This is a genomic window from Williamsia sp. 1135 (assembly GCF_002095395.1).
Taxonomy (GTDB): Bacteria; Actinomycetota; Actinomycetes; order Mycobacteriales; family Mycobacteriaceae; genus Williamsia.
The window spans coordinates 56,529-77,602 of the sequence record NZ_MJEI01000094.1; the positions used below are offsets into that span (position 1 = coordinate 56,529).

Below are 21,074 nucleotides of genomic sequence, written 5' to 3' on the forward strand. Positions count from 1 at the left end.
GTCATTCTCGTCCATATATTTGTTTGCGGGTGGAGAGATCCCGGCCCAGGCGCGATGCGCCTGGGCCGAGGAGCTCATTCCTGGGTGGCCGCGGCCGGGGTTTCCGGTCCGTCCACGACGACCACCATGGCGGTGCGCAGTACGCGGTCACCGAGACGGAAGCCCTGTCGGTACACGGTCCCGATCACCGGTCGCGATCCCTCACCTTCGTGCTGCACGGCTTCATGAAGAGCCGGGTCGAACGGGTCTCCCTCGGCTCCGAAGGCCGCAAGGCCCGCGCTGCTGAGGGTTTCCGTGATCTTATCGGCAACCGCACGCAACGGACCCGCTTCCAGGTCGCCATGTGCGCGAGCCCGGTCGAGGTCGTCGAGCACCGGCAACAGCGACCTGATCAGATCGCCCTTGCCGTACTGCTGTGCCGAGACCTTGTCGCGCTCGGCGCGACGCCGGTAGTTGGCGTACTCGGCGTGCACGCGTTGCAGGTCCGCGATCAGTTCGGTCTCCCGATCCGAACCAGACGCGTCCGATACGGCCTCGTCGAGGGCAGCGTCCACGGTGTCTTCCGAATCCGGCTGTGCGAAGACGTCTTCCGTTTCCGGTACGTCCGCAGCTTCCGTGTCTGCCTCTGTGACCGGTTCGGATCCCGGACCGGTCACTTCTTGTCCTCGGCGTTGTCGTCGGCGCCTTCGTCGACAACCTCTGCATCGACGACGTCGTCGGCTCCGCCGGGCGTCGCTGCGCCCTCTTCGGCACCGGCGTTGGCGTAGATCGCCTGACCGAGCTCCTGCGACTCGGTGGTCAGCTTCTCGACCGCCGACTTCACCGCACCGAGATCGGTGCCCTTGAGCGCTTCGCGAACACCCTCGATCGAACCCTCGACCTTGGTCTTGAGTTCGGCGGGAACCTTGTCGTCGGAGTCCTTGAGGAACTTCTCGGTCTGGTTCACCAGCGACTCCGCCTGGTTGCGGGTCTCGGCCTCTTCACGACGCTGACGATCTTCGTCGGCGTGTGCTTCGGCATCCTTGATCATGCGGTCGATCTCGTCCTTCGACAGGCCCGAGCCGTCCTGGATCCGGATGGTGTTCTCCTTGCCGGTGCCCTTGTCCTTCGCGGTGACGTGCACGATGCCGTTGGCGTCGATGTCGAAGGTCACCTCGATCTGCGGGACACCCTGCGGTGCAGGAGCGATCCCGGCCAGCTCGAACGATCCGAGCAGCTTGTTGTGCGAGGCGATCTCGCGCTCACCCTGATAGACCTGGATCTGCACCGACGGCTGGTTGTCCTCTGCCGTCGTGTAGGTCTCGGACCGCTTGGTCGGGATGGTGGTGTTGCGCTCGATCAGCTTGTGCATGACGCCACCCTTGGTCTCGATACCGAGGCTCAGCGGGGTCACGTCGAGCAGCAGCACGTCCTTGACCTCGCCGCGCAGCACACCGGCCTGCAGTGCGGCACCGACGGCGACGACCTCGTCCGGGTTCACACCACGGTTGGGGTCCTGGCCACCGGTGAGCTCCTTGACCAGTTCGCTCACTGCGGGCATGCGGGTCGAACCACCGACGAGCACGACGTGATCGATGTCGCCGACGGCGATGCCGGCGTCCTTGACCACGGCCTGGAACGGCGCACGGGTGCGCTCGAGCAGATCGTTCGTGATCTTCTGGAACTCGCTGCGGGAGAGCTGCTCGTCGAGGAAGAGCGGGTTCTTGTCCGCGTCGACCGTGATGTACGGCAGGTTGATCGAGGTGCTCTGTCCCGAGGACAGTTCGATCTTCGCCTTCTCCGCGGCCTCACGCAGACGCTGCAGGGCCATCTTGTCCTTGGTCAGGTCGATGCCGTTCTGCGCCTTGAACTTCTCCACGAGCCAGTCGACGACGCGCTGGTCCCAGTCGTCGCCACCGAGGTGGTTGTCGCCGGAGGTCGCACGGACCTCGACGACGCCGTCGCCGATCTCGAGCAGGGACACGTCGAACGTGCCGCCACCGAGGTCGAAGACGAGGATGGTCTGTTCCTTCTCGCCCTTGTCCAGGCCGTATGCCAGTGCGGCAGCGGTCGGCTCGTTGACGATGCGGAGCACGTTGAGGCCGGCGATCTGGCCGGCTTCCTTGGTCGCCTGACGCTGGGCGTCGTTGAAGTAGGCCGGGACGGTGATGACCGCGTCCACGACCTCGTCACCGAGGTAGCTCTCTGCGTCACGCTTGAGCTTCATCAGCGTACGAGCGCTGATCTCCTGCGGGGTGTAGTCCTTGTCGTCGATCGACTGGTTCCACTCTTCGCCCATGTGGCGCTTGACGGAACGGATGGTGCGATCGACGTTGGTGACTGCCTGGTTCTTGGCCGGCTGTCCGACCAGAACCTCGCCGTTGCGGGCGAAAGCAACCACCGACGGGGTGGTGCGGGCGCCCTCGGCGTTGGCGATGACGGTGGGTTCTCCACCTTCGAGCACTGCGACCACCGAGTTGGTGGTGCCCAGGTCGATTCCAACAGCACGAGCCATTTGTTGCCTCCTATAAGCAGTGCGTCCGCGGCAAGCGGAGCACGGGGTGTTCACGTTTTGGTCTTTTGGCTTGAGACCTCAGCGCAATCGACTCAACTTCTACCGATTGACGGTACCTTCCGTCAAACCGGCTTGAGTCTTGGCCGCTCAGGTCTCTCGAGAGGTGTAACGGACCCCGTGCCGAATGTGTTCCCGATTCTCGAAAAAACTTGAGCCCAGTTCGCTCAAGTCACGGGAAGACGCCCCCCCACCCCCGGAAATGGGCCCTTCTGGCGAACGAAAGCCCAGGTCGGCCTCGCCAAAACAGCACATCATCGGGGGTGCCGGGGGCTCCCCGGCGTAACATCGCGCTATGACCGAACCCGGACGGCCACCTCCGCGCCCGCGTCCGGGTAGGCCGGAGATCCGGATCGCCCCACTGCGTGAGCCCGTCGCCGACGAGCGACCCCGGGTCGTCGACGCCGCCGTGATCGTGTGGCTGGCCGCGCTTGCGGCTTTGGCGATCGCCGCCATCTGGCAGGCCTTCAACCACGTTGCCGTCCGCGCCGCGATCAGCGACTCACTCGCCGCAAACCATCCCGCGACCAGTCGCAGCGACATCGACGACACCGTGACCATCATCATGGTCGGCAACGGCGCCGCAGCGCTGGTGATCCTGGCCGTCGCGGTGGTCGGGATCATTCGGGTCCGGGACCGGATCAGTTCGGGTCGCACGATGCTCACCGTGATTGGTGCGCTGGCGGTTGCCGTCGGCATCCAGTTCTGGCTGGTTGCCGAGCCCGCCAGAGACGCCGTCGGACCGGTGATCTCGGTTCTTCCCCTGGTCCTGAGCGGAGGGGCGCTGATCGGCACGGCGCTGCTCTACGCACCCGCCGTCGGGACATGGCTCAAGGCCGCGCCACCGCGGCGCTGATCAGACACCCGAATCTTGGTCGATCGTCGTAGTGATCAGAGTTGTAGACGGGGCCTTCGGGGTGGAGCCGAACCCGAACCGGACGGGCGGATCCACCGGCGTCAGGTCTCCGAGATCCTTCCCCTGCCACGTCGCCGTTGCGCTGGTGATGCGCCGCTGACCGCGGGCGCCGTAGTACTCACGTCTGCCGCCACCTGCCGTACCCCGAGTCCGGACACCGCGAAGGAAGACGCGGGCGATGGGGTCGCTGATCGCGCAGAACCACGGCGCGGTGACCACCGCTCTCGGCATGATCGACAGCAGCCGGCCGAGCAGAGTGGGGGATCCGACCTCGAAGGACACCGCCAACTCCCCCGCCACCACATGCGTCCAGGATCCCTTGGAGCGGTAGGTCACCTCGGCGATGACGGTGCGGTCGAAATTGTAGGTGGCCGTGACGAATTCGCGAACGTCCTCGCTCGGCGCGATCAACAGCCGCTCGCCGTCGGCGAACTCGACCATCGCGTCGGCGAACTCACCGAGGTGCGATCGCGGCCAGTGACCGATGACGATCCTGGTGCCGCCGGAGGTGCCGATGCCGGAGATGTCGCCGTCGAAACGCAGCCTGCTCATGAACCGAGTTCCGCGAGAATGCCCTCGGCACTGCGGGCGGCGACGGTGCAGGCGACCGAGGTCTGCCGGTCGAACAACGGGTGCGCCGCCCTGGTGCGCCAGCGTCGAACCTCGTCCATCGCAGCGGTGCGGTGCAATTCGAGCGGATCGTCGGGGGCGATCCCGAGCCGGGCCCACGGCTGGGTTCCCTGCCCGCCGATGATCCGCTGCAGATCATCGCGTTCGGCGGGCGGCAATGCGGTTTCTTCGGCTCGCAGCCTGCCGAGCAACCGGAGTTCGGCGAACCCGTGGGTGTCCGCGAGCAGGTGCGCGGTGGCGCGTCGCAATGCAGCGGTGTCCGCCGAATCGTAGTGGGACAGAATCCGATCGAGGGCGATCAACGCCGTGTGCGACTTCAACTGGTCGGCCCGCTGTCCGAACTGGACGTCGATGATCTGGCGCAGCTCGGTCAGGCCGCTGCGATCGACCAGTTCCGTTGCGAGGGTCGGCGAATCGGAGGTGCCCAGCCTGATCAGGGTGACGGCCAGCCGGATCCCGTACATCCCGAACCGATCGAGGATCTCGGCGCGCAGCTGCGGCTCCACCGGTAATGCCGTCTCGGCCCGTACAAATCTGTCCGCCGACAACATCGCGAGTTGCAGATCCTCCGGCGGCACGGCCGCGAGCGCCTCGAAGGCAACGAATTCCACCTGACGCAACGTCCGCGCGCCCAAGGCCAGCAATCCGGCGACCGGTACCACCGCCTGGCACAGACCGGTGCGCTCGAGTTCGGTGGCGAACCGCGCCGCCACCTGCTTCGCGGACATCATCGCGTCCATCCGCCCGGCACCGATCTCATCGGCCCGCGACACCACCCCGATCACCCCGAGAGGTCCGGAGTCCCCGCCGATCGAATCCCCGAGCCGGCCCAGGAACGAGGTGTCCGTGTTGGTCAGCGTCCGCAGCAGGTAGACCACCGCGTCTGCCCCCGACTCCCCGTCGTCCGGGGTGAGCATGTCGACCGTCAGGGCGGAGACGTCACGCGAGAGCGACGCTGTGCCGGGGGTATCGATGATCGTGGTCGTCCGCAGGGCCCGGGCCGGCCATTCGACGTCGAGGCGATCCACCCGTTCGGCGGTCAGCTCCCCGAAGTCGAAGGTGAGGTGGCCGTCGCGGCGCACCACCGGGATGCCCGCTGACCGGTCGCCGTCGTAGTGGGCGGTGACCTTGGGGTTGATCCCCCGCCGGTACCAGGTCACCACCCGGGTGCACTCGGTCGCGTCCGTCGGCGCGATGTCCTGGCCGACCATCGCGTTGAGCAAGGTCGACTTGCCGGCCTTCAGCGACCCCGCGATGGCGATCCGCAGCGGCTCCTCGAGACGGTGGGAACACTCGGCGAGCCGCTCGGCAGCCCAGCGGTCACCAGCGCACACCGATTCGGTGGCATCGATCAATTCCCGGGCACGATCGAGGGTGCTCGGGGTCACGACTGCTCTCCCTGCGATACCGCGGGGTCGAGTTGCAATGCCAGTTTTCGCAGCGCTGCAACCGCTTTGAGCTCTCCTTCGAGCTGCGCGGTCCGCTGTCGCTGCTCGGACGTCGCAAGTGCCGCGCCTTCCTGTGCGGCCTGCAGCGAGTCGCCGATCGATCGCGCAGACTGCTCGGCGATCTCGGTGAAGTGATCGCGCAGCGCGCGGTGGACGTGGCGCAGCCGATCCTTGGACTCCTTGCCCACCTGGAAGCTGACGTCGTCGGTGAACTTGCGGATCGCGGCCTTCGCCTTCTGCCGCCGATCGACCGTCCGAGCTTCTTTGTCGTCCTTGTAGGCCTTGGTACCCAGCAACAGTCCGGCGCCGACCGAGATCGGGTTGATCAGGGCCAGGCCGGCGAAGGTGCCGATGAGCCCGAACATGAGGACTCCACCGTAGGAGCCACGCATCCCGATCAGCACCTTCTGGGTGATCCCGACGCGCCCCGATTCGAGTTCGGACAGTTCGGTCACGGTGTCGAAGACGCCGTCGATGTCGGTGATGTCGAGTGAGGGCAGATGCGCTTCGGCGGAGTCGGCGAAGTGCTCGGCGATCCGTTCCGAGAGCCAGATCGCGCGATCGTGTGCCCAGACGAAATTGTCGCCGACCACCACCGCTATCTGATCTTCGAGCCATTCGCCGAGTTGCGCCCAGTCCTTACCGGGGTCGCCTTGGTCGACGGCTTCCTCGGCTTCCCGGGTGACGGCCCGCAGTCGGTCGCGGAGGTCGTGGTCGATGTCGGCGGCGAGATCGGTGATGCCGTCGGACAGGGTCTGCTGCCACAGGGCCGTCCGCTTCTTCATCTCATCGGCCGTCGCCTTGGCCCGTTGCAGTTCGGCGACCGCCGCGGCCGCCTTCTCCGGATCGCGCAACGCCGCGAGCTCGCTACCCAACGTCAGCGCGAGGTGCTCGGAGACAGACCGTAGATCGAGCGCCACGGAAGTCTTCGTCGACTCGGCTGCTCTGGCGACCACCCGATCGCGCAAGAACTGGTAGACCTCGACGAACCCGGCCTCGGCGTTGAGCGAATCGTCCTTGAGCCGCAGCGCATGCGAGCGCAGCAGCGACGACACCGGCAGCAGCGGAACGTCGACGCCTTCGCGGCTCAGGTGCGCCTGATCGGCCTCGACGATGGCGCGCCAGTGTGGATACAGGTCGGTCTTGGTGATCAGGCACGCCACGGTCGGGCACAGACCGACGACCTGTTTGAGGAACGCCACCTCGGGCTCGGTGAACTCCTGGCTGGCGTCCGAGACGACGAAGACCGCATCTGCTGCGGGGAGGAGGCCGAGAGTGCTTGCCGCATGCGGATTCCCATGCCCTCCGACGCCGGGGGTGTCGACGAGGACGAGACCGTCCGCGAGCAGCGGACTCGGCACGTTCACCTCGAGACGCAACACCGTCGACCCACCCGCCAACGGATGGTCCGGGGTGATCGCGTTGATCTGATCGAGCGGCACCACCACCCGCTCCGGCTCGGAGCCGGGGCGGTCGAGAACCAGGTGCGCCGACGCCTCGGCAGCATGCGCGGCCAAGGTCGGGACGGCCGTCGTCTCGTCGTCGCCCACCGAACACACGTCGATGCCGAGCAGCGAGTTCACGAATTGGCTCTTGCCCTGTTTGAGGGGTCCGACGACAACGATCCGTAACCGGGGGTCGGTGACCCTTGTCCGGGCGCCGTCGAGACGCGCCACCAGATCCTGCCTACCCGACCGGGCCGCGATCTCGCCCATCCGGCCGAGAAGCTCACCGAGCTCGCCCGTGGTGGTGGGCGCTGTGGCCACTTCGCTTTTCATCCGGCATCCGACCTGTTCGTCAACGAGAGCAACCCCGATGTGGCCGCACCCGCCGGGTTCGGGGCACACGCCAATCGGTCCCGCTCACAGTATCTCGATGAGGCACCGTGATCGGGACCGATGGCGCGGGAATCTCTCGACAACTACACCCCTCGTGTCTGTGCTCGAAGCACTAGTCGTCGATACCGTCATCCACCGTCGAGGTCGCACCGGCGTCGGTGTCGCCGCCGACTCCCGCTCCGCCGAGCAGACCACCGGTGAGGTTGCCGGTCAGGCCACCTGCGTCGAGCCCTGTGTCGGCGCCGACTGCTTCGAGCCCCGTGTCGGCGCCGCCGACATCCAGTCCCGTGTCGGTTCCGCCTCCGGCACCAAAGGTGTTGTCGGCATCGATGTCCGACCAGGCGTTCCCGCCGACGACACCGGTGGTGGTCTCGGTCAGCGATCCGGTCAGGCCGCCGGCAGTGTCCGCAGCGATGTCGGCTGTGCCGCCGAGAGTTGCTGCCGGGTCGGCCAGTCCGCCGGTGACGTCAGCGGTCGGGGCGAGATCATCGAGAGCGCCCTGCAGTTCGGTCGTGGCGCCGCCACCGAGGCCCGTGTCCAGACCACCCGAGCCGAGACCACCCAGGTCCAGTCCGCCGCCCGCGGTTCCCGCGAGTCCGCCGGTGACCGAACCGACGATGCCTGTGTCGAGGCCGGCGGTGGTATCGAGCGCGGTGTCCAGCAGTCCGCCCGCGACCACGTCACCACCGGCGATCACACCACCGCCGGTGGAGATCGCTGCGCCGAGACCTGTTTCGAGTCCGCCTCCGACAACGCCTGCGGCTGCGAGCCCACCGCCCACTCCTCCATCGACCGCGGTGTTCAAGCCGGTTGCCAGTGCTCCGGCGGCACCGAGTGTTCCTGCCAGCCCACCGTCGACCACGGCGCCGGCGCCTCCGGCGAGCGCGCCGGCCGCGAGGAGCGAGGTGTCGAGGCCGGTCTCGAGTTTGGTTTCGAGTAGCCCGGTGACGTCAGCTGCGACCACCCCGCCTGCAGCCAGCGCCGCGCCGAGCTGAGTGCCGAGCCCTGCGGCCAGATCGCCGTCGAGAGCGAGCGCGCCCTCGAGGACGACGCCGAGGCCGGTCCCGAGATCGACGCCCCCGTCGAGGACACCCAGGAGCTGGGTGCCGAGTTCACCGGAGAGGACGCCACCCAGGGTCGTTCCCACGGTGGCGCCGATGGTTGCCGCCACGTCACCGCCTGCGGAGAGGATGCCGGCGAGGTCCAGATCGGTATCCAGGACCCCGCCGACACCTAGGGCGCCGACCAGGTCGGTGGCCAGGCCCAGCCCGAGTTCCGGGTTCAGCAACCCGGAAAGATCAGTTGCGGCAGCAAGTCCGGTGGTCGCCGCGAGAACTGCGCTCAGCGACCCGCCGAAGCCTGCGGCGAGATCGCCGCCTGCCGCGAGAGTGGTGGCCAGCGCGGTGGCGAGCTGAGCACTGAGCCCACCGGCCAGCCGTCCGGCGACATCGACGTCGAGCAGGCCGCCCGCGCCGAGCGCGGTGGCGAGTGCCCCGCCGAATGCAGCGGTGAGGCCGGCCGTGAGATCGGCCGCCCCGGCGAGATCGAGAGCGCCATCGAACACTGTCGCCAGTGCGAGGCCGAGATCCACGTCGCCCGCCAACAGTCCGGTCAGCTGTGCACCGAGGTCGCCGGTCAAGACGCCGCCGACGACTCCGCCGAGTGCCACACCGAACAGGCCACCCAGATCGCCACCGGCCTCGAGCACCCCCGAGAGCACCGTGCCGACCGCGAGACCCAGGTCGCCACCGGCCGCGAGGACGCCGTCGATGTCGATGCCACCGCCGGCACCGATGAGCGCGGTCAGGGCACCGGTCAATCCCGCGGTGACGCCGCCACCGAGCTCGAGGGCGCCTGCGAGCACCGCAGCGATCGTGGCGTCGGCACCGAGTACCGCGTCGAGATCGAGGACGTCGAGGTCGAGTGCGCCGCCGAGCAGGGCACCGACTGCCAGACCGAGGTCGGCCCCGACCTCACCGCCGGCCGCCAGGACACCGCCCAGAGTGGTCTGCAGCGTAGCGGTCAACCCGCCGACCAGGCCTGCGACGACATCGGCGTCGAGGACTGCGGCCAGGGCTCCTTCCAGAGCGCCGGTGGCACCGAGGAGGCCGGTGAGGGTTCCACCGAAGCCGCCTGCGAGATCTGCGCCGACCCCGATCGCGCCGCCCACAACAGCACCGATGGCGGCGCCGACATCCACTCCGGCGATGAGGGCACCGGCGAGGTCACCCACGAGGTCGGCACTCGCGCCGATACCGGCACCGAGCACCGCGCCGAAGGTGGCACCGACCGCAGCGGCCAGGTCGCCGCCGAGCGCGAGAGCTCCCGAGAGCGCCGCGGAAATCGCGCCGCCGGCAGCGAGTGCTGCATCGAGGTCGAGACCACCGGCCGCCGCGATCGCCGCGTTGATGGTCGCGGCCAGCTGTCCGGTCAGGCCGGCCGTGACACCCAGTCCGCCGCCGATGATCGCGGCGATCGTGGCGCCGATGTCGAGCACGCCGTCGAGGTCGAGGACACCGGTCAGGTCGCCGCCGAGTTCGAGGGCTGCCTCGATCACGCCGCCGAGTACCGCACCGAAGCCTGCCGCGAGCTCGCCGCCGACGGTCAGCGCGGCCGACAAGCTCGCGGCGAGGATGGCCGCGAACTGGGCGGTGAAGTCGAGATCACCGAAGTTGATGGCGCCCAGGTCGAGGGAGCCGAGGTCGATGGCACCCAGATCGATGCCGCCCAGATCGATACCGCCGAGGTTGCCGAACTCGAAGTTGCCGAAGTCGATGCCACCGAAGACCTGATCGCCGAAATCGACGTTGCCGAACTCGAGGCCACCCGCCGCGATACCGCCACCGATCGCCCCGATGGTTCCAATGTTGCCGATGTTCACCACGTTGACCATGCCTGCACCTGCGCCGGCGTTGACGATCTGGGTGAGCCGGGAGCCACCGTCGAAGAGAGCGGAGTCGGCCACCAGCGGAGCCGCGGCGACGATGTCGGCGTGGTTGAGGTCGGGCAAGCCGGCCGCGTTGAGCGCGCCCTGCGGATTGAGGCAATAGGCCGAGGCCGCCTGATCGTCGCGAAGGAGCCCGAGGATGAAATCGAGTACTGCGTTGCTGGCCATGGGATCTCCTGTATCCGGGCAGATCCAGGCATCGGATCCGCGGTGAGTGACTACAACGCTACGAATTCCGCGCCCTGTGCCCAACGGGTTGATGCCCCATGCTTTTCGAACCCTCCATAGGGGATCGGGGGCCGGGGCATTAGGGGATTCGGGGCGGACGGGGACCGGGGATCGGTGCATTGCCCCCTTCCTGATGAACGATTCCCCGAATGGGTAACACCGGTCTCACCTGCAGCGACACAATGGGGGACGGCATCACAGCGCGCCGACGCATACGAAACATTCGCAGCAGAGGGAGTCGTCGACATGGCCGCATCGCAGATGGGGACAGCGCTCGGGTTGAAGATCGGAAGCACCACGTGTGTCGCGGTACCGGCGGACGAGGCCGGGCCTGTTGGTGGTGTCGTGGTCACCGGGCCGTATCTCGACCTCACGCCCGACCAGGAGCCCCGACTCGCCGACACCGCGGGCGCGCACCGCATCACCGGCTTCGCCGACCGGGTCGGCGATCCGGTCGCCCTCCTCGGCGACGACGGCACCCAGTACACCGGTCAGGACCTCTACGCCGCTGCGATGAGCTCGCTGGCCGCCGAAGCCGACCGCTGGAACGCCGATCAGATCGTGGTGGCCATCCCCAACGATTGGCAGGCGCACGCGATCGAGGCTCTTCGGTCAGCCGCCGACGACCAGGCCCTTCCACCGGTCACCGTTGTCACCGAAGCTGTCGCGGCCGTCGCCGCCCTCGAGTCCCGTCGCGGCCCTGTGGACGGCGTGCAGGTTGTCTACGACCTGGGCGGTTCTGCACTCGACGTCGCGGTCGTCACCGGTGGACCGGACTCGCAGATCCTCGGACGGCCACTGCGTTCCGAGGAGGTGAGCGGCGCGCAATTCGACCATCTGGTCCTGGGCCACGTGCTCGCCTCGGTCGGTGCCGCGGACGCGATCGATCCGTTCGATCCCGCCACCATCACCGCTCTGACCGAACTCCGCACCCGCTGCGCGGCCGCGCGTGAGGCCCTGTCCGTCGACACCGAGACAGTCATCTCCATCGATCTGCCAGGTCTGCGCACCGAGGCCCGCCTGGTGCGTTCAGAACTCGAAGAGTTGCTGCGCGGACCGCTGACCTCCTCGATGTCACTGATCGGCGAAGCCCTTCACCTGGCAGAGACCGACTTGGCCGGGGTGTCGACCATCGTGCTGATCGGTGGCGGTTCGGCCACACCGCTGGTGAGCGAACTGGTGTCGTCGACGTTGCGACTACCGGTGGCCGTCAACACAGATCCCACCATCACCTCCGCCACGGGGGCGGCGACGATTGCTGCTGCCAATGTTGCTGCCGCACAGGCGGATGTCGCACTCGCGGCGCCGGCCTCAGCGTCGGCAGAGATGGTCCCGTCGGCGTCCCGGGCGATCACCCCCGCCCCGAGAACCCTTGTTGCAGAACCAAAGACGATGTCGCGGCCCAGACGGATCGCCGTCGTCGTCGGAGTCGCCGCCGCCATCGCCCTCTTGACCGCGGGCGGCCTGTCGGTCGGGACCGCGTTGACCGACGACAACAAGCCGACGGCCGGGTCCTCCGAGTCCACGGCCCCGGCGAAGAGTTCGTCGGCCCCCTCGACCACCGCCGGCGCTCCAGGATCTGCTGCGCGTAACCCCGACGGCACCGTCGGTACCAGTTCGACCCCCGGCCAACCCGGCGCCCGGAGCACAACGGGTGCGACAGCGACCACCGCAGGAGGAGCACCGCCGGTAGCGGGTCAGACAGGCGCCGCACCTGCTCCGAACGCACCGGCTGCGGGCACGCCTGCCCCCGCGCAACCCGGAGGTGGTGACACCTCGGGAGGCGGAGACACCTCGGGCGGTGGCACCGGCGGCGGGGACACGTCCGGCGGCGGCGAGTCGCCCGGTGGCGACACCGGCGGCAGTGGGGGTGGCGGGACCCCCGCCGATGTCGGCAACGGCGTCGGTGGCGTGGTCGGTGGGGTGGGCAACGGCGTCGGCGGACTGCTCGGCGGCGTCGTCGGGTGACAACGGCAGGAATGCCTGTGTCATCGGTCGATCTCCGCTCCGCGTCGTCCCCGGCCCCGCAGGTCCTGCTGGCGCGACTGCAGGCCGGTAAACCAACGGTCGCCTTCGTGACCGGGGTGTCCGGTAGCGGGAAAACCGAGCTGCTCGACTCGTGTCGATCGGTGTTGCAACGAGCCGGAACCCCGGTGTCGTCGACACCCGACGAACAGCCCGGTTCCGCGATCGTCGTCGACGACGCACACAGCCGCGACCCCGAGACACTCAGCCGCATAGCCCGATTCGCCGAATCTCCGCAGGCGACCGTGATCGTCGCCTCCGAACCACGCTTCCACGACCCCGCGGTGAAGGAACTGCGCCGCGATCTCGGAACGACCGGCTCCGCTTTCACCCTCGCACCCCTGTCGCGTGCGGAGATCGTCGCGCGCGCCGGCGGGACGATCACCCCTGTGGTCGCCGAAGCGATCCGGGTCGAGAGCGGTGGCATCCGGGCCGCGGTGAATGCCGCCCTGGTTGCCGCCCGATCGGCCGCCGACGGTTCGGGAGAGCCCGAAGTGGTCGCCCGCGAAGCCATCTCCCAGTGGCAGCAGCGACGGCTGCGGGAGCTGGATCCGACCACCTTGGACGTGCTCACCATCGCCGGCCTCCATCCCGCGCCGGACCCGAACACGGTCGCCGAGACCCTCGGGATCGACCACGAGAGCGCGTGCAGCGCTGTGGATCGGGCGCGCGGCAGTGGATTTCTCAGTGCCGCAGACGCCTTGCTCGCCTCGGCGGCCCCGAGACTCCGGGTGGTGCGAGGCGACCACGTCGTGGCCTCGATCCACCGGGCTCTGGTGGACGTACTGCTCGCCCACGGCGTGCTACGCGAGGACACCGCCATCACCGCGGCGCACGCGGGTATCAGCACGCCTGCTCTTGCGCAGATGCTCTCGGACGCCGCGGCCCTTGCACCCGCACCTCGAGCCGTCACCCTGTGGACGGCCGCGATCGCCGCGGGCACCGAACCCGGCGTCGCCCATCTCCCCCTCGCCGATGCCGCTGTGCGTTCCGGAGACCTCGACACCGCAACCGCTCTCGTCGACCCGGTCCTCGCCGACGGTTCCCCTGACGCACGACGTGACGCCGTGCGTATCGCGACGGCAGCGGCCGCGAGGCGTGGCAGTTACTCCAGATGCGCGGCTCTCTATCGATGGCTCGGGCCCGAGCAAGCGGGGGCCGATGCCCCGCTCGGTGTCCTGGCCCTTCTCGCCACCGGTGACCGGGCCGGCGCCGATGAATTCACTGCCGCAGCGGCCAGCGCGCCCCCGACCACCGAGAACTCGAGGGCCCTGCTGCTGTCCACCGGACTGGTGACGTCCCTGACCACCTCTCGAGCCGCCGCGATCGGCAGCGTGCTGCGGTCCGCTTCCCTGTCCCGCCCGCACGACCGGGCGGAGCCGGAGTCGGCCACCGCGATCGCAGCCCTGCTCGCGCTACACGGCGGCGACCTCGTCGGTGCCCGCTCCGTGCTCACCCGATCCGCCAACTCGAGTACCACCCGCGAAAAGCTGCTGTTCGGCTGGACCGTGATGCTCGGCGGCGACCTCAGCGGTGCCGCCGACATCGTCCGATCCTGCGAGCCGAAGGAGTTCCGGGACCACGTGGTGGCGCGCGCTCTCACCGTGGCGATCGCCCGGCGGCGCGGCGACGCCGGTGGCCTGCTCAACGCCTGGAAAGATGCGGCATCCGTCGTCGCGGAGATGGAGGTCGACCTCTTCAGCCTCCTGCCGGTCGGTGAACTCTGGCTCGCTGCAGTGCGATTGGGCGAGACCGCCCGCCTCACTCATCTCGTCGACGAGGCCGATCGTCTACTCACCGACCTGGGTTCGCCGCCGGCGTGGGCCTCGTCGTGGAGCTGGTTTGGCGTGCAGGCTGCGATTCTGTCCGACGATCCGGCCGCCCTGGTTCCCTACGCCCGCACGCTCGGCCAGGCAGCAGGCGATGACGCTTTTGCCGCGGCGCTCGCCGACGCCGGCCGGGCGTGGCTGCGAGTGATGCAGGGGAGTCCCGACGTCGTCGAGGTCGAATCGGCCGCCCGTAGGCTCGAGACCGCCGGATTGTCTTGGGACGCAGCTCGTCTGGCGGGCGAGGCGGCCCTCCGGGTCGAGGACACCCAGTCGGCGACGACACTGTTGCAGGTCGCTCGCCTGGTGTCGGGGTCATCGGGCCCAGCTGCCCCGACGCCGACGTCGGGGCCGACAGACCAGGCCACCGTCAGCCAGCTTTCCGAACGGGAAGCCGAGGTCGCACGGCACCTGCTCCTCGGCCACACCTACCGCGAGATCGGTGCCGAGCTGTACATCTCGGCGAAGACCGTCGAGCACCACGTGGCACGGATCAGGCGCCGAATCGGAGCAGGATCGCGGTCCGAGATGCTCTCCATGCTCCGAGCAGCCGGTTACGGCCCGGCCGGGCCGGAGTAGTCGACAGCATCGGCCGAACGCCGTTCGATGTCAGTCAGCCGAGACCTCTGCTGCCGGCGGGGTCGAGGTAGGCGTCGACGATGTGGTGTCAGGCTTTTCGGTGGTGTCAGGCTCCTCCGTGGTGGCCGCTGCCGCAGGTTCAGCTTCCGGCTCGAACTCGGGTGCCGTGTCCTTGACGTCCTCCGGCGCAGTCCAGATCGCCTCGGCCGGTTCCTCTTCCACGTCGGCTTCCGGCTCCGCCGCCCGATGCTTGCCGACGTACGTCTGCTCGGCTTCGGCAGCGGGCTCCGACTCATCCGCGACTGCGGGCGGCTCCGGCGCAGCGGCGACTCTGGCGGATGCCAGGGTGGACGTCGCGGTCGGCGGCACCAGGTCGCTCTCGACACGGATTCCGCCGGGGCCACCGACGCCGATGCGCAAGATGTCGCGAGTGAATTGCGGAATCGGAAGCGGAATCAGCCCGCCGTCGTCGCTCAATATCTGCAACGAGGTCGGATCGGCTATCGCGAATACGTACTCAGGTGATCCCGCCGCTTGCTCGACGCTGAAGAGGAACAGCAATCCCGCACAGCTTCCGATGTCGGATGCCGAGGCATAGGTGACCAACCCCAGGCAACTGACGTTCTGGGCGACACCGATCACGTCGATGGCGGTCGCGATTCCGCCGATCGCGAATGCTGTGGAGGTGCCGGAATCAGAGGCTGCGATGGTGACGCCCAGCGGCAACGACGTGGCGGTCGCCGTACCCCCGCCAAGGGCGTTGAGCGCCACCGCAGCGCTGACGAAGCCCCACGCGTTTGCCTCGGCGTGGCCGGTTCCGAGTTGCGAGTTGGCGTACGCAACTCCGACACCGGAGATCTTGGCAGTCGATCCAGGATCGATGACGATCTCCGGGGTTATCTCTACCCCGAGAATGATCAATGGTGGAACGACGATCGGCGCCCGTGCTGCGGCGGTACTGGTGATCGGGAGATCGACCCCCAGTTGATCGAGGACACCGATCAACGGCGGCGCGATGCTGTCTTTGCAGTCGACCGTGCTGGTCTTGACACCGCTCCCGGCGGTGCATTCGCGGAAAGTCAGTACGTCCAGCGCCGACGCCGGCGTCGCTCCGAGCGTCACGCTCGCACCCATCGCTGCGGTCATCACGGCCGCGGTTGCGACCCCCGCGCGTTGTCGCCGGCGAACCGACTTCGACTTCTTGTGCCTGCCTGCCGATTTCGCCGCTCGCGCCATGCGATGTGCCTCTCTGCTGAAGTGTAAGAGAAGTTACAGCCCCCGCGTCAGCTGCACAGGACAAATCGCGCGATTGGTCCGGAGACCGATCAGAGGACCTCTCGCAGGAACGCGGTGATGTCCCGAAGGGCGGCGCGAGCAGGAGGCGCAACGCCGGGCAGCGCCGCGAAGCCGTGAACGGTGTCCGGGTAGTCGATGAGCTCGGCCCGCACTCCCGCCGCACGGAGGACCTCGCGGTACTTCTGGCCGTGGTCGCGCAGCGGATCGTGACCCGCCGTCAGGATCAGCGCCGGGGGTAGATCCTGGTGCGAGGCAGCGCGAATCGGCGATGCGCGCCAGTCCTCGGTGCCGTAGGCACCGGCCAGATACAGCTCGGTGAACGTGTGCATGACGGACGAGGTCAGGACCGGGGCGTCAGCATTCGCGTCCTCGGACGGCCAACGCTCGTACATCTCGACCGCCGGATAGACCAGGACCTGACCGCGTAGCCCTGGCCCGCCGGCATCGCGCGCCGCCAGTGCCACGACCGAGGCCAGATTGCCGCCGGCACTGTCGCCCATCACCGCCATCCGATCGGGGTCGCCACCGATGTCGGCCGCGTGACGGGCGACCCACTGCAGGGCTCCCCAGGCGTCGTCGACGGCGGCCGGAAAAGGATGTTCCGGCGCAAGTCGATATACCGGCGACACCACGATCGCTGTGGCTTGCGCTGCGACGCGGGTCGCCATCCAGCGCGACTGTTCCGGAGATCCGAGGCACCATCCGCCGCCGTGATAGTTCACGACCACCGGGAGCACGCCGTCTGCCGCGACCGGCCGCTGGACGCGGAGCCTGCACGGACGCCCGCCGATTTCCGCGACGACATCGGAGACCTCGACGTCCTCGGAATCGGCCCCGAAGACGAAACGGCCGACGCCGGTCGCCAGGAGCTTCTCTCGTTTCGCGCGCAGCGCGATCATTTCGTCAGCGGTGGCCGGCTCCTTGGCGACCGTCTTGAGCAGAGCGCCGAAGGCGCGCGTTCGCAGCGGGAGCGGAACGGTCACGAAGGAAGTCCTCTCGATCAGACGGCGGCGGACTCTAGAGCGTCGTCAGGATCTGCGGACCGGCCTCGGTGATTGCGACGGTGTGTTCCGAGTGTGCCGCGCGGGCGCCGGAGGCAGTGCGCAGTTCCCAGCCGTCCGGGGCGTGGACGTACTCGTCGGTTCCACCACGGATCAGCATCGGTTCGATGGCGATCACGAGTCCCGGCCTCAACGTCAGCCCCCGCCCGGCGCGTCCCTCGTTCGGAACAGGCGGCGCCTCGTGCATGGTGCGTCCGATGCCGTGACCCCCATGATCTTCGAGCATCCCGTATCCGGCGATCCGGGCCGGACCGGCGATCGCGTGCCCGATGTCGCCCATCTTGGCGCCGGGTTGTGCAGCCTCGATACCCCGCATCAGGGCGGCGTCGGTCGCGGCGATGAGGTCGAGGTCGGCTTGGTCCGCCTCTCCGACGACAAAGCTGATAGCGGCATCCCCGCACCACCCGTCGAGCAGTGCGCCGCAGTCGATGCTCACCAGATCGCCGTCTCTGATCACTCGCCCATCAGGTATCCCGTGCACCACAGCGTCGTTGACGCTCGCGCAGATGACCCCGGCGAACGGTGTCGGCGCCCAGTTCGGGTGGTAGTTCAGGAACACCGGCTCGGCGCCGGCATCGGAGATGACCGCGGCAGCGACGTCGTCGAGCTCCTTGAGGGTCGTTCCGATGACGGCTGCACCCTTCACCGCGGCAAGCGCTCGGGCGACGACACTGCCCGCCTCACGCATCATCTCGATCTCACCGGGAGTCTTGAGGTCGACCACGCCCACACCGTCCTTTGCGCGAATTAAAATACCGGTATTACTATACGGGTCATGGTTCGCGTACCCCTCACCCCCGGCGAAGTCGACCGGGGCCGCCGGCTCGGTGCAGTTCTGCGCGCAGCGCGTGGCGATCGCAGCATGGGACAGGTGGCGGTTGCGGCCGGCATCTCCGTGGAGACGCTGCGGAAAATCGAGACCGGACGCATCCCGACACCGGCCTTCTTCACCATCGCCGCCTTGGCCGACGAACTGTCTCTGTCGATGGATCAGCTGGCCGTTGCCCTCGCCGAGCCACAGAGATCTGCCTCATAAACGCGTGCGTCAACCGCAGAATCCACAGCTTCGTCTGGAACAATCTCACCGGTGAGCGCGACTGTGACCGACCCCCTCGTCGAGTCCAGCCCTCCCAAGCGCTCCTCGGGTGGCGAATATCGCCTGGACCTCGACGGCTTGCGCGGCATCGCGATTACGCTCGTCGCGGTCTTCCACATCTGGTTCGGAAGGGTTTCCGGCGGCGTCGATGTCTTCTTGACGCTGTCGGGCTACTTCTTCGTGGCGTCGCTGCTCAAACACGTCTTGGCGACCAATCCGACCACTGAGAACTGGGCGGAAGCGCTCAACCCCGGGCCCCGTCTGTGGCGACTGGCCCGACGGCTGTTGCCCGCGCTGCTGACCGTGCTGCTGTTCATCGTCGTGATGTGCCTGATCCTGATGCCGCGTACCCGCTGGTCACCGCTGGGCAACGAGGCCATCGCCTCGGCGCTGTACTACCAGAACTGGCATCTCGCTCTGGCGTCGCAGGATTACGCCGCTGCCGACTCTGCCAACAGCCCGATGCAGCATCTCTGGTCGATGTCGGTGCAAGGTCAGTTCTTCGTCGTGACGATGCTGGCAGCGTTCGCCCTCGGCGGGATCCTCAAGCTGTTGGCGATGCGATTCGCCGCCTTCCGCAACCCACCGGTGATCCGCGGGATCGTGTTCACGGCGCTGCTCGCCGTAGCGGCGGTGTCCTTCGCCTGGGCGCACTACCGACACGGCATCAATCAGCCCTTCAACTACTACGACACCATCGCCCGAACGTGGGAACCCATCGTCGGCGGTCTGCTCGCGGTGTGGATGCCGCGTGTCCGGATGCCGCAGTGGATGCGCAACCTGCTGGGTCTGATCGCGCTGGGGCTGATCATCAGCTGCGGTTGGTGGATCGTCGGCGTGCAGCAATATCCGTCGACGATGGCACTGGTGCCCGTCGGTGCAACCCTGTTGCTGATCTGGAGTGGATCACGCCAGACCGCGCCCGGAGATGCTGCAGCGCCCGGCGCGGTGAGTTCGTGGCTCGCACATCCGTCGATCGTCTGGCTCGGCTCCATCGCATACGCGCTGTACCTCTGGCACTGGCCGCTGCTCATCTTCTACCTGACCTGGCAGTACAAGGATCGCGCCGATTTCATCGAGGGCGCAGGCATCATCGCCGTCTCGCTGGTGCTGGCGTGGGCGACGGCCAAGTACATCGAGTCGCCGCTGCGAGCAGGAAAGAAGAAGCCCGCCGCGCCTGCCCCGATACCCGCTCGGAGCCCTCGCTGGCTCAGCTACGCAACGGTGCTCACCTCTATTCTGGTCGTCCTGACCGCGGTCACCGGCGTCGGGATCTGGCGCTGGAACGACCATGTCAAGAACCTGACCGTCGATACCGAAAACCTCGATCCACGCCTCTATCCCGGCGCCCGCGCATTCCTTGACGACGCGCCGGTTCCTCGCGTCGACGCCGAACCCAGCCCTCAGGTGGCGGACAAGGATTGGCCGATCACCTCCTACGACTCGGTGATCTCCGGCTGGAAGGACGGCTCGATCATCGTCGGGCAGTATGGCGACCCCACCGCGACCCGCACTGTCGCGCTGGTCGGTGGATCGCACGCCGAGTACTGGATCACCGCGCTCGACGCGATCGGCAAGGCCCATGGTTTCAAGGTCACCACGTACCTCAAGGTCGGCTGCCCGTTGACGACGGATCACGTCTTCACCTGGTTCGGCCAGAAGTATTACCAGTGCAACGAGTGGTCCCGCGACGTGATGGCACGCCTCGCCGTCGACAAGCCGGATGTGGTGTTCACCAACAGCACTCGCCCGGTCGAGGGCCAGATCACCGGCGACTTCGTGCCCAAGGACTACATCGACGTCTTCAGTGAGTTCCGCGATCGGGGCCAGAAAGTCGTTGCGGTACGCGACAACCCGTGGTCGGTGGGGCAGGAAAGCCCACCCGAATGCCTGGCCCTGGGCAAGAAGCCGTCGGTGTGCGGCGTCGAGAGGTCGCTCGTGATGGCGCCCACCGACCCGGCGCTCGCCATCGCTCCCGACTTCCCGAACACGACCTTCCTCGACTACACCGACGCCATGTGCGACGCCACCTACTGCCCCGCCGTGGTGGGCAACATCCTGCTGTGGCACGACTTTCACCACCTGACCGCCACCTTCGTCCGCAGCTTGATCCCGGCGCTGACCGTGGATCTGCAGAAGGCTTTGCCCGGCTGGTGGTGAGAAGCCGTCAGGCGTTGTCCCCGGCCCACTTTGCGATGTCGGCAGGAGTGATCTCAACCGGACCTGTCGCCGGCTGCGTGACCCGTATGTGGTTACCGAACGGATCTCTCAGGGCACAATCGATGCCGTAAGGCTGCTCGACCGGCTCTTCGGTGAACTCGACGCCCTTCGCGGAAAGCTCCGCGAAGGTCTTACGGCAGTCGTCGGTGGTGAGGATCGCGGCGGCCCCGAGCGCACCCTTGGTCACCAGGTCGCGCACCTGCGCGGCCACCTCTTCCGTCAGCGCGGGTGGTCCCGGCACTTCGAGGAGGATCTGCCGCTCCGGGTCCGAGGGCAACGTGATGGTGAGCCAGCGCATGAAACCCATGTCGACGTCGTCCGCGACCTCGAATCCGAGTTTGCCCACATAGAAGTCGAGCGCTTCGTCCTGATCGAGTACCTGGATGGAGTGAATGGTGATCTTGTTGAACATG

The 21,074-nt window shown here is 67.8% G+C and carries 15 protein-coding genes; 5 read left to right on the top strand and 10 right to left on the bottom strand.

Annotation, left to right across the window (positions count from 1 at the left end; translation table 11 throughout):
* Positions 1-74: 74 nt before the first annotated feature.
* Together grpE and dnaK are read right to left on the bottom strand one after the other, a co-directional pair.
* The gene (gene grpE / locus BFL43_RS14375) at positions 75-656 is read right to left on the bottom strand and encodes a nucleotide exchange factor GrpE (protein WP_084893206.1); all 582 of its coding nucleotides are present in this window, start codon (positions 654-656) and stop codon (positions 75-77) included.
* The gene (gene dnaK / locus BFL43_RS14380) at positions 653-2,494 is read right to left on the bottom strand and encodes a molecular chaperone DnaK (protein ID WP_084893207.1); all 1,842 of its coding nucleotides are present in this window, start codon (positions 2,492-2,494) and stop codon (positions 653-655) included. Before dnaK ends, grpE begins: the two co-directional genes overlap by 4 nt.
* Positions 2,495-2,846: 352 nt before the next feature.
* On the opposite strand from dnaK, the gene BFL43_RS14385 reads away from it, so the two are divergent.
* A complete protein-coding gene (locus BFL43_RS14385) occupies positions 2,847-3,407 on the top strand; it encodes a hypothetical protein (RefSeq protein WP_084893208.1) in 561 nt (186 codons plus the stop codon).
* On the opposite strand, the gene BFL43_RS14390 is transcribed toward BFL43_RS14385, so the two are convergent.
* The 4 genes from BFL43_RS14390 to BFL43_RS14405 form a co-directional block, all read right to left on the bottom strand.
* On the bottom strand, positions 3,408-4,019 hold the full coding sequence (locus BFL43_RS14390) for a hypothetical protein (protein ID WP_084893209.1): 612 nt from the start codon (positions 4,017-4,019) through the stop codon (positions 3,408-3,410).
* Positions 4,016-5,485 (bottom strand): dynamin family protein, encoded by a 1,470-nt coding sequence (locus BFL43_RS14395; RefSeq protein ID WP_084893210.1) that lies wholly within the window; start codon positions 5,483-5,485, stop codon positions 4,016-4,018. Before BFL43_RS14395 ends, BFL43_RS14390 begins: the two co-directional genes overlap by 4 nt.
* Complete coding sequence (locus BFL43_RS14400; protein WP_084893276.1) at positions 5,482-7,323, bottom strand: dynamin family protein; 1,842 nt, start codon at positions 7,321-7,323, stop codon at positions 5,482-5,484. Before BFL43_RS14400 ends, BFL43_RS14395 begins: the two co-directional genes overlap by 4 nt.
* A gap of 172 nt (positions 7,324-7,495) precedes the next feature.
* Entirely contained in the window at positions 7,496-10,498 is a 3,003-nt protein-coding gene (locus BFL43_RS14405) for an IniB N-terminal domain-containing protein (protein ID WP_084893211.1), read from the bottom strand.
* 306 nt (positions 10,499-10,804) lie between these two features.
* On the opposite strand from BFL43_RS14405, the gene BFL43_RS14410 reads away from it, so the two are divergent.
* Positions 10,805-12,526: an Hsp70 family protein gene (locus tag BFL43_RS14410; RefSeq protein WP_084893212.1), complete on the top strand. Its 1,722-nt coding sequence runs from the start codon at positions 10,805-10,807 to the stop codon at positions 12,524-12,526.
* Positions 12,527-12,543: 17 nt separating this feature from the next.
* Positions 12,544-14,988, top strand: a complete 2,445-nt coding sequence (locus BFL43_RS14415; protein ID WP_168176641.1) for a LuxR C-terminal-related transcriptional regulator — start codon at positions 12,544-12,546, stop codon at positions 14,986-14,988.
* Positions 14,989-15,018: 30 nt separating this feature from the next.
* On the opposite strand, the gene BFL43_RS14420 is transcribed toward BFL43_RS14415, so the two are convergent.
* The 3 genes from BFL43_RS14420 to map all read right to left on the bottom strand — a co-directional run bounded on the left by BFL43_RS14420 (position 15,019) and on the right by map (position 18,069).
* Entirely contained in the window at positions 15,019-16,224 is a 1,206-nt protein-coding gene (locus BFL43_RS14420) for a hypothetical protein (RefSeq protein WP_084893214.1), read from the bottom strand.
* 89 nt (positions 16,225-16,313) lie between these two features.
* A complete protein-coding gene (locus BFL43_RS14425; protein WP_206186673.1) occupies positions 16,314-17,267 on the bottom strand; it encodes an alpha/beta hydrolase in 954 nt (317 codons plus the stop codon).
* A gap of 34 nt (positions 17,268-17,301) precedes the next feature.
* The gene (gene map / locus BFL43_RS14430) at positions 17,302-18,069 is read right to left on the bottom strand and encodes a type I methionyl aminopeptidase (protein WP_084893278.1); all 768 of its coding nucleotides are present in this window, start codon (positions 18,067-18,069) and stop codon (positions 17,302-17,304) included.
* A 51-nt stretch (positions 18,070-18,120) separates the two neighbouring features.
* Between map and BFL43_RS14435 the strand changes: the two genes are divergently transcribed.
* Both BFL43_RS14435 and BFL43_RS14440 read left to right on the top strand, forming a co-directional pair.
* Positions 18,121-18,381, top strand: coding sequence for a helix-turn-helix transcriptional regulator (locus BFL43_RS14435; protein WP_084834973.1), 261 nt, complete (start codon positions 18,121-18,123; stop codon positions 18,379-18,381).
* A 63-nt stretch (positions 18,382-18,444) separates the two neighbouring features.
* Complete coding sequence (locus tag BFL43_RS14440; RefSeq protein WP_240498269.1) at positions 18,445-20,601, top strand: acyltransferase family protein; 2,157 nt, start codon at positions 18,445-18,447, stop codon at positions 20,599-20,601.
* 7 nt (positions 20,602-20,608) lie between these two features.
* Here BFL43_RS14440 and BFL43_RS14445 read toward each other — a convergent pair whose 3' ends face one another.
* Positions 20,609-21,073 carry a VOC family protein gene (locus BFL43_RS14445; RefSeq protein ID WP_084893216.1) on the bottom strand — a complete coding sequence of 155 codons (465 nt, stop codon included), beginning with the start codon at positions 21,071-21,073 and terminating at the stop codon, positions 20,609-20,611.
* Between the last annotated feature and the right edge of the window lies 1 nt (position 21,074).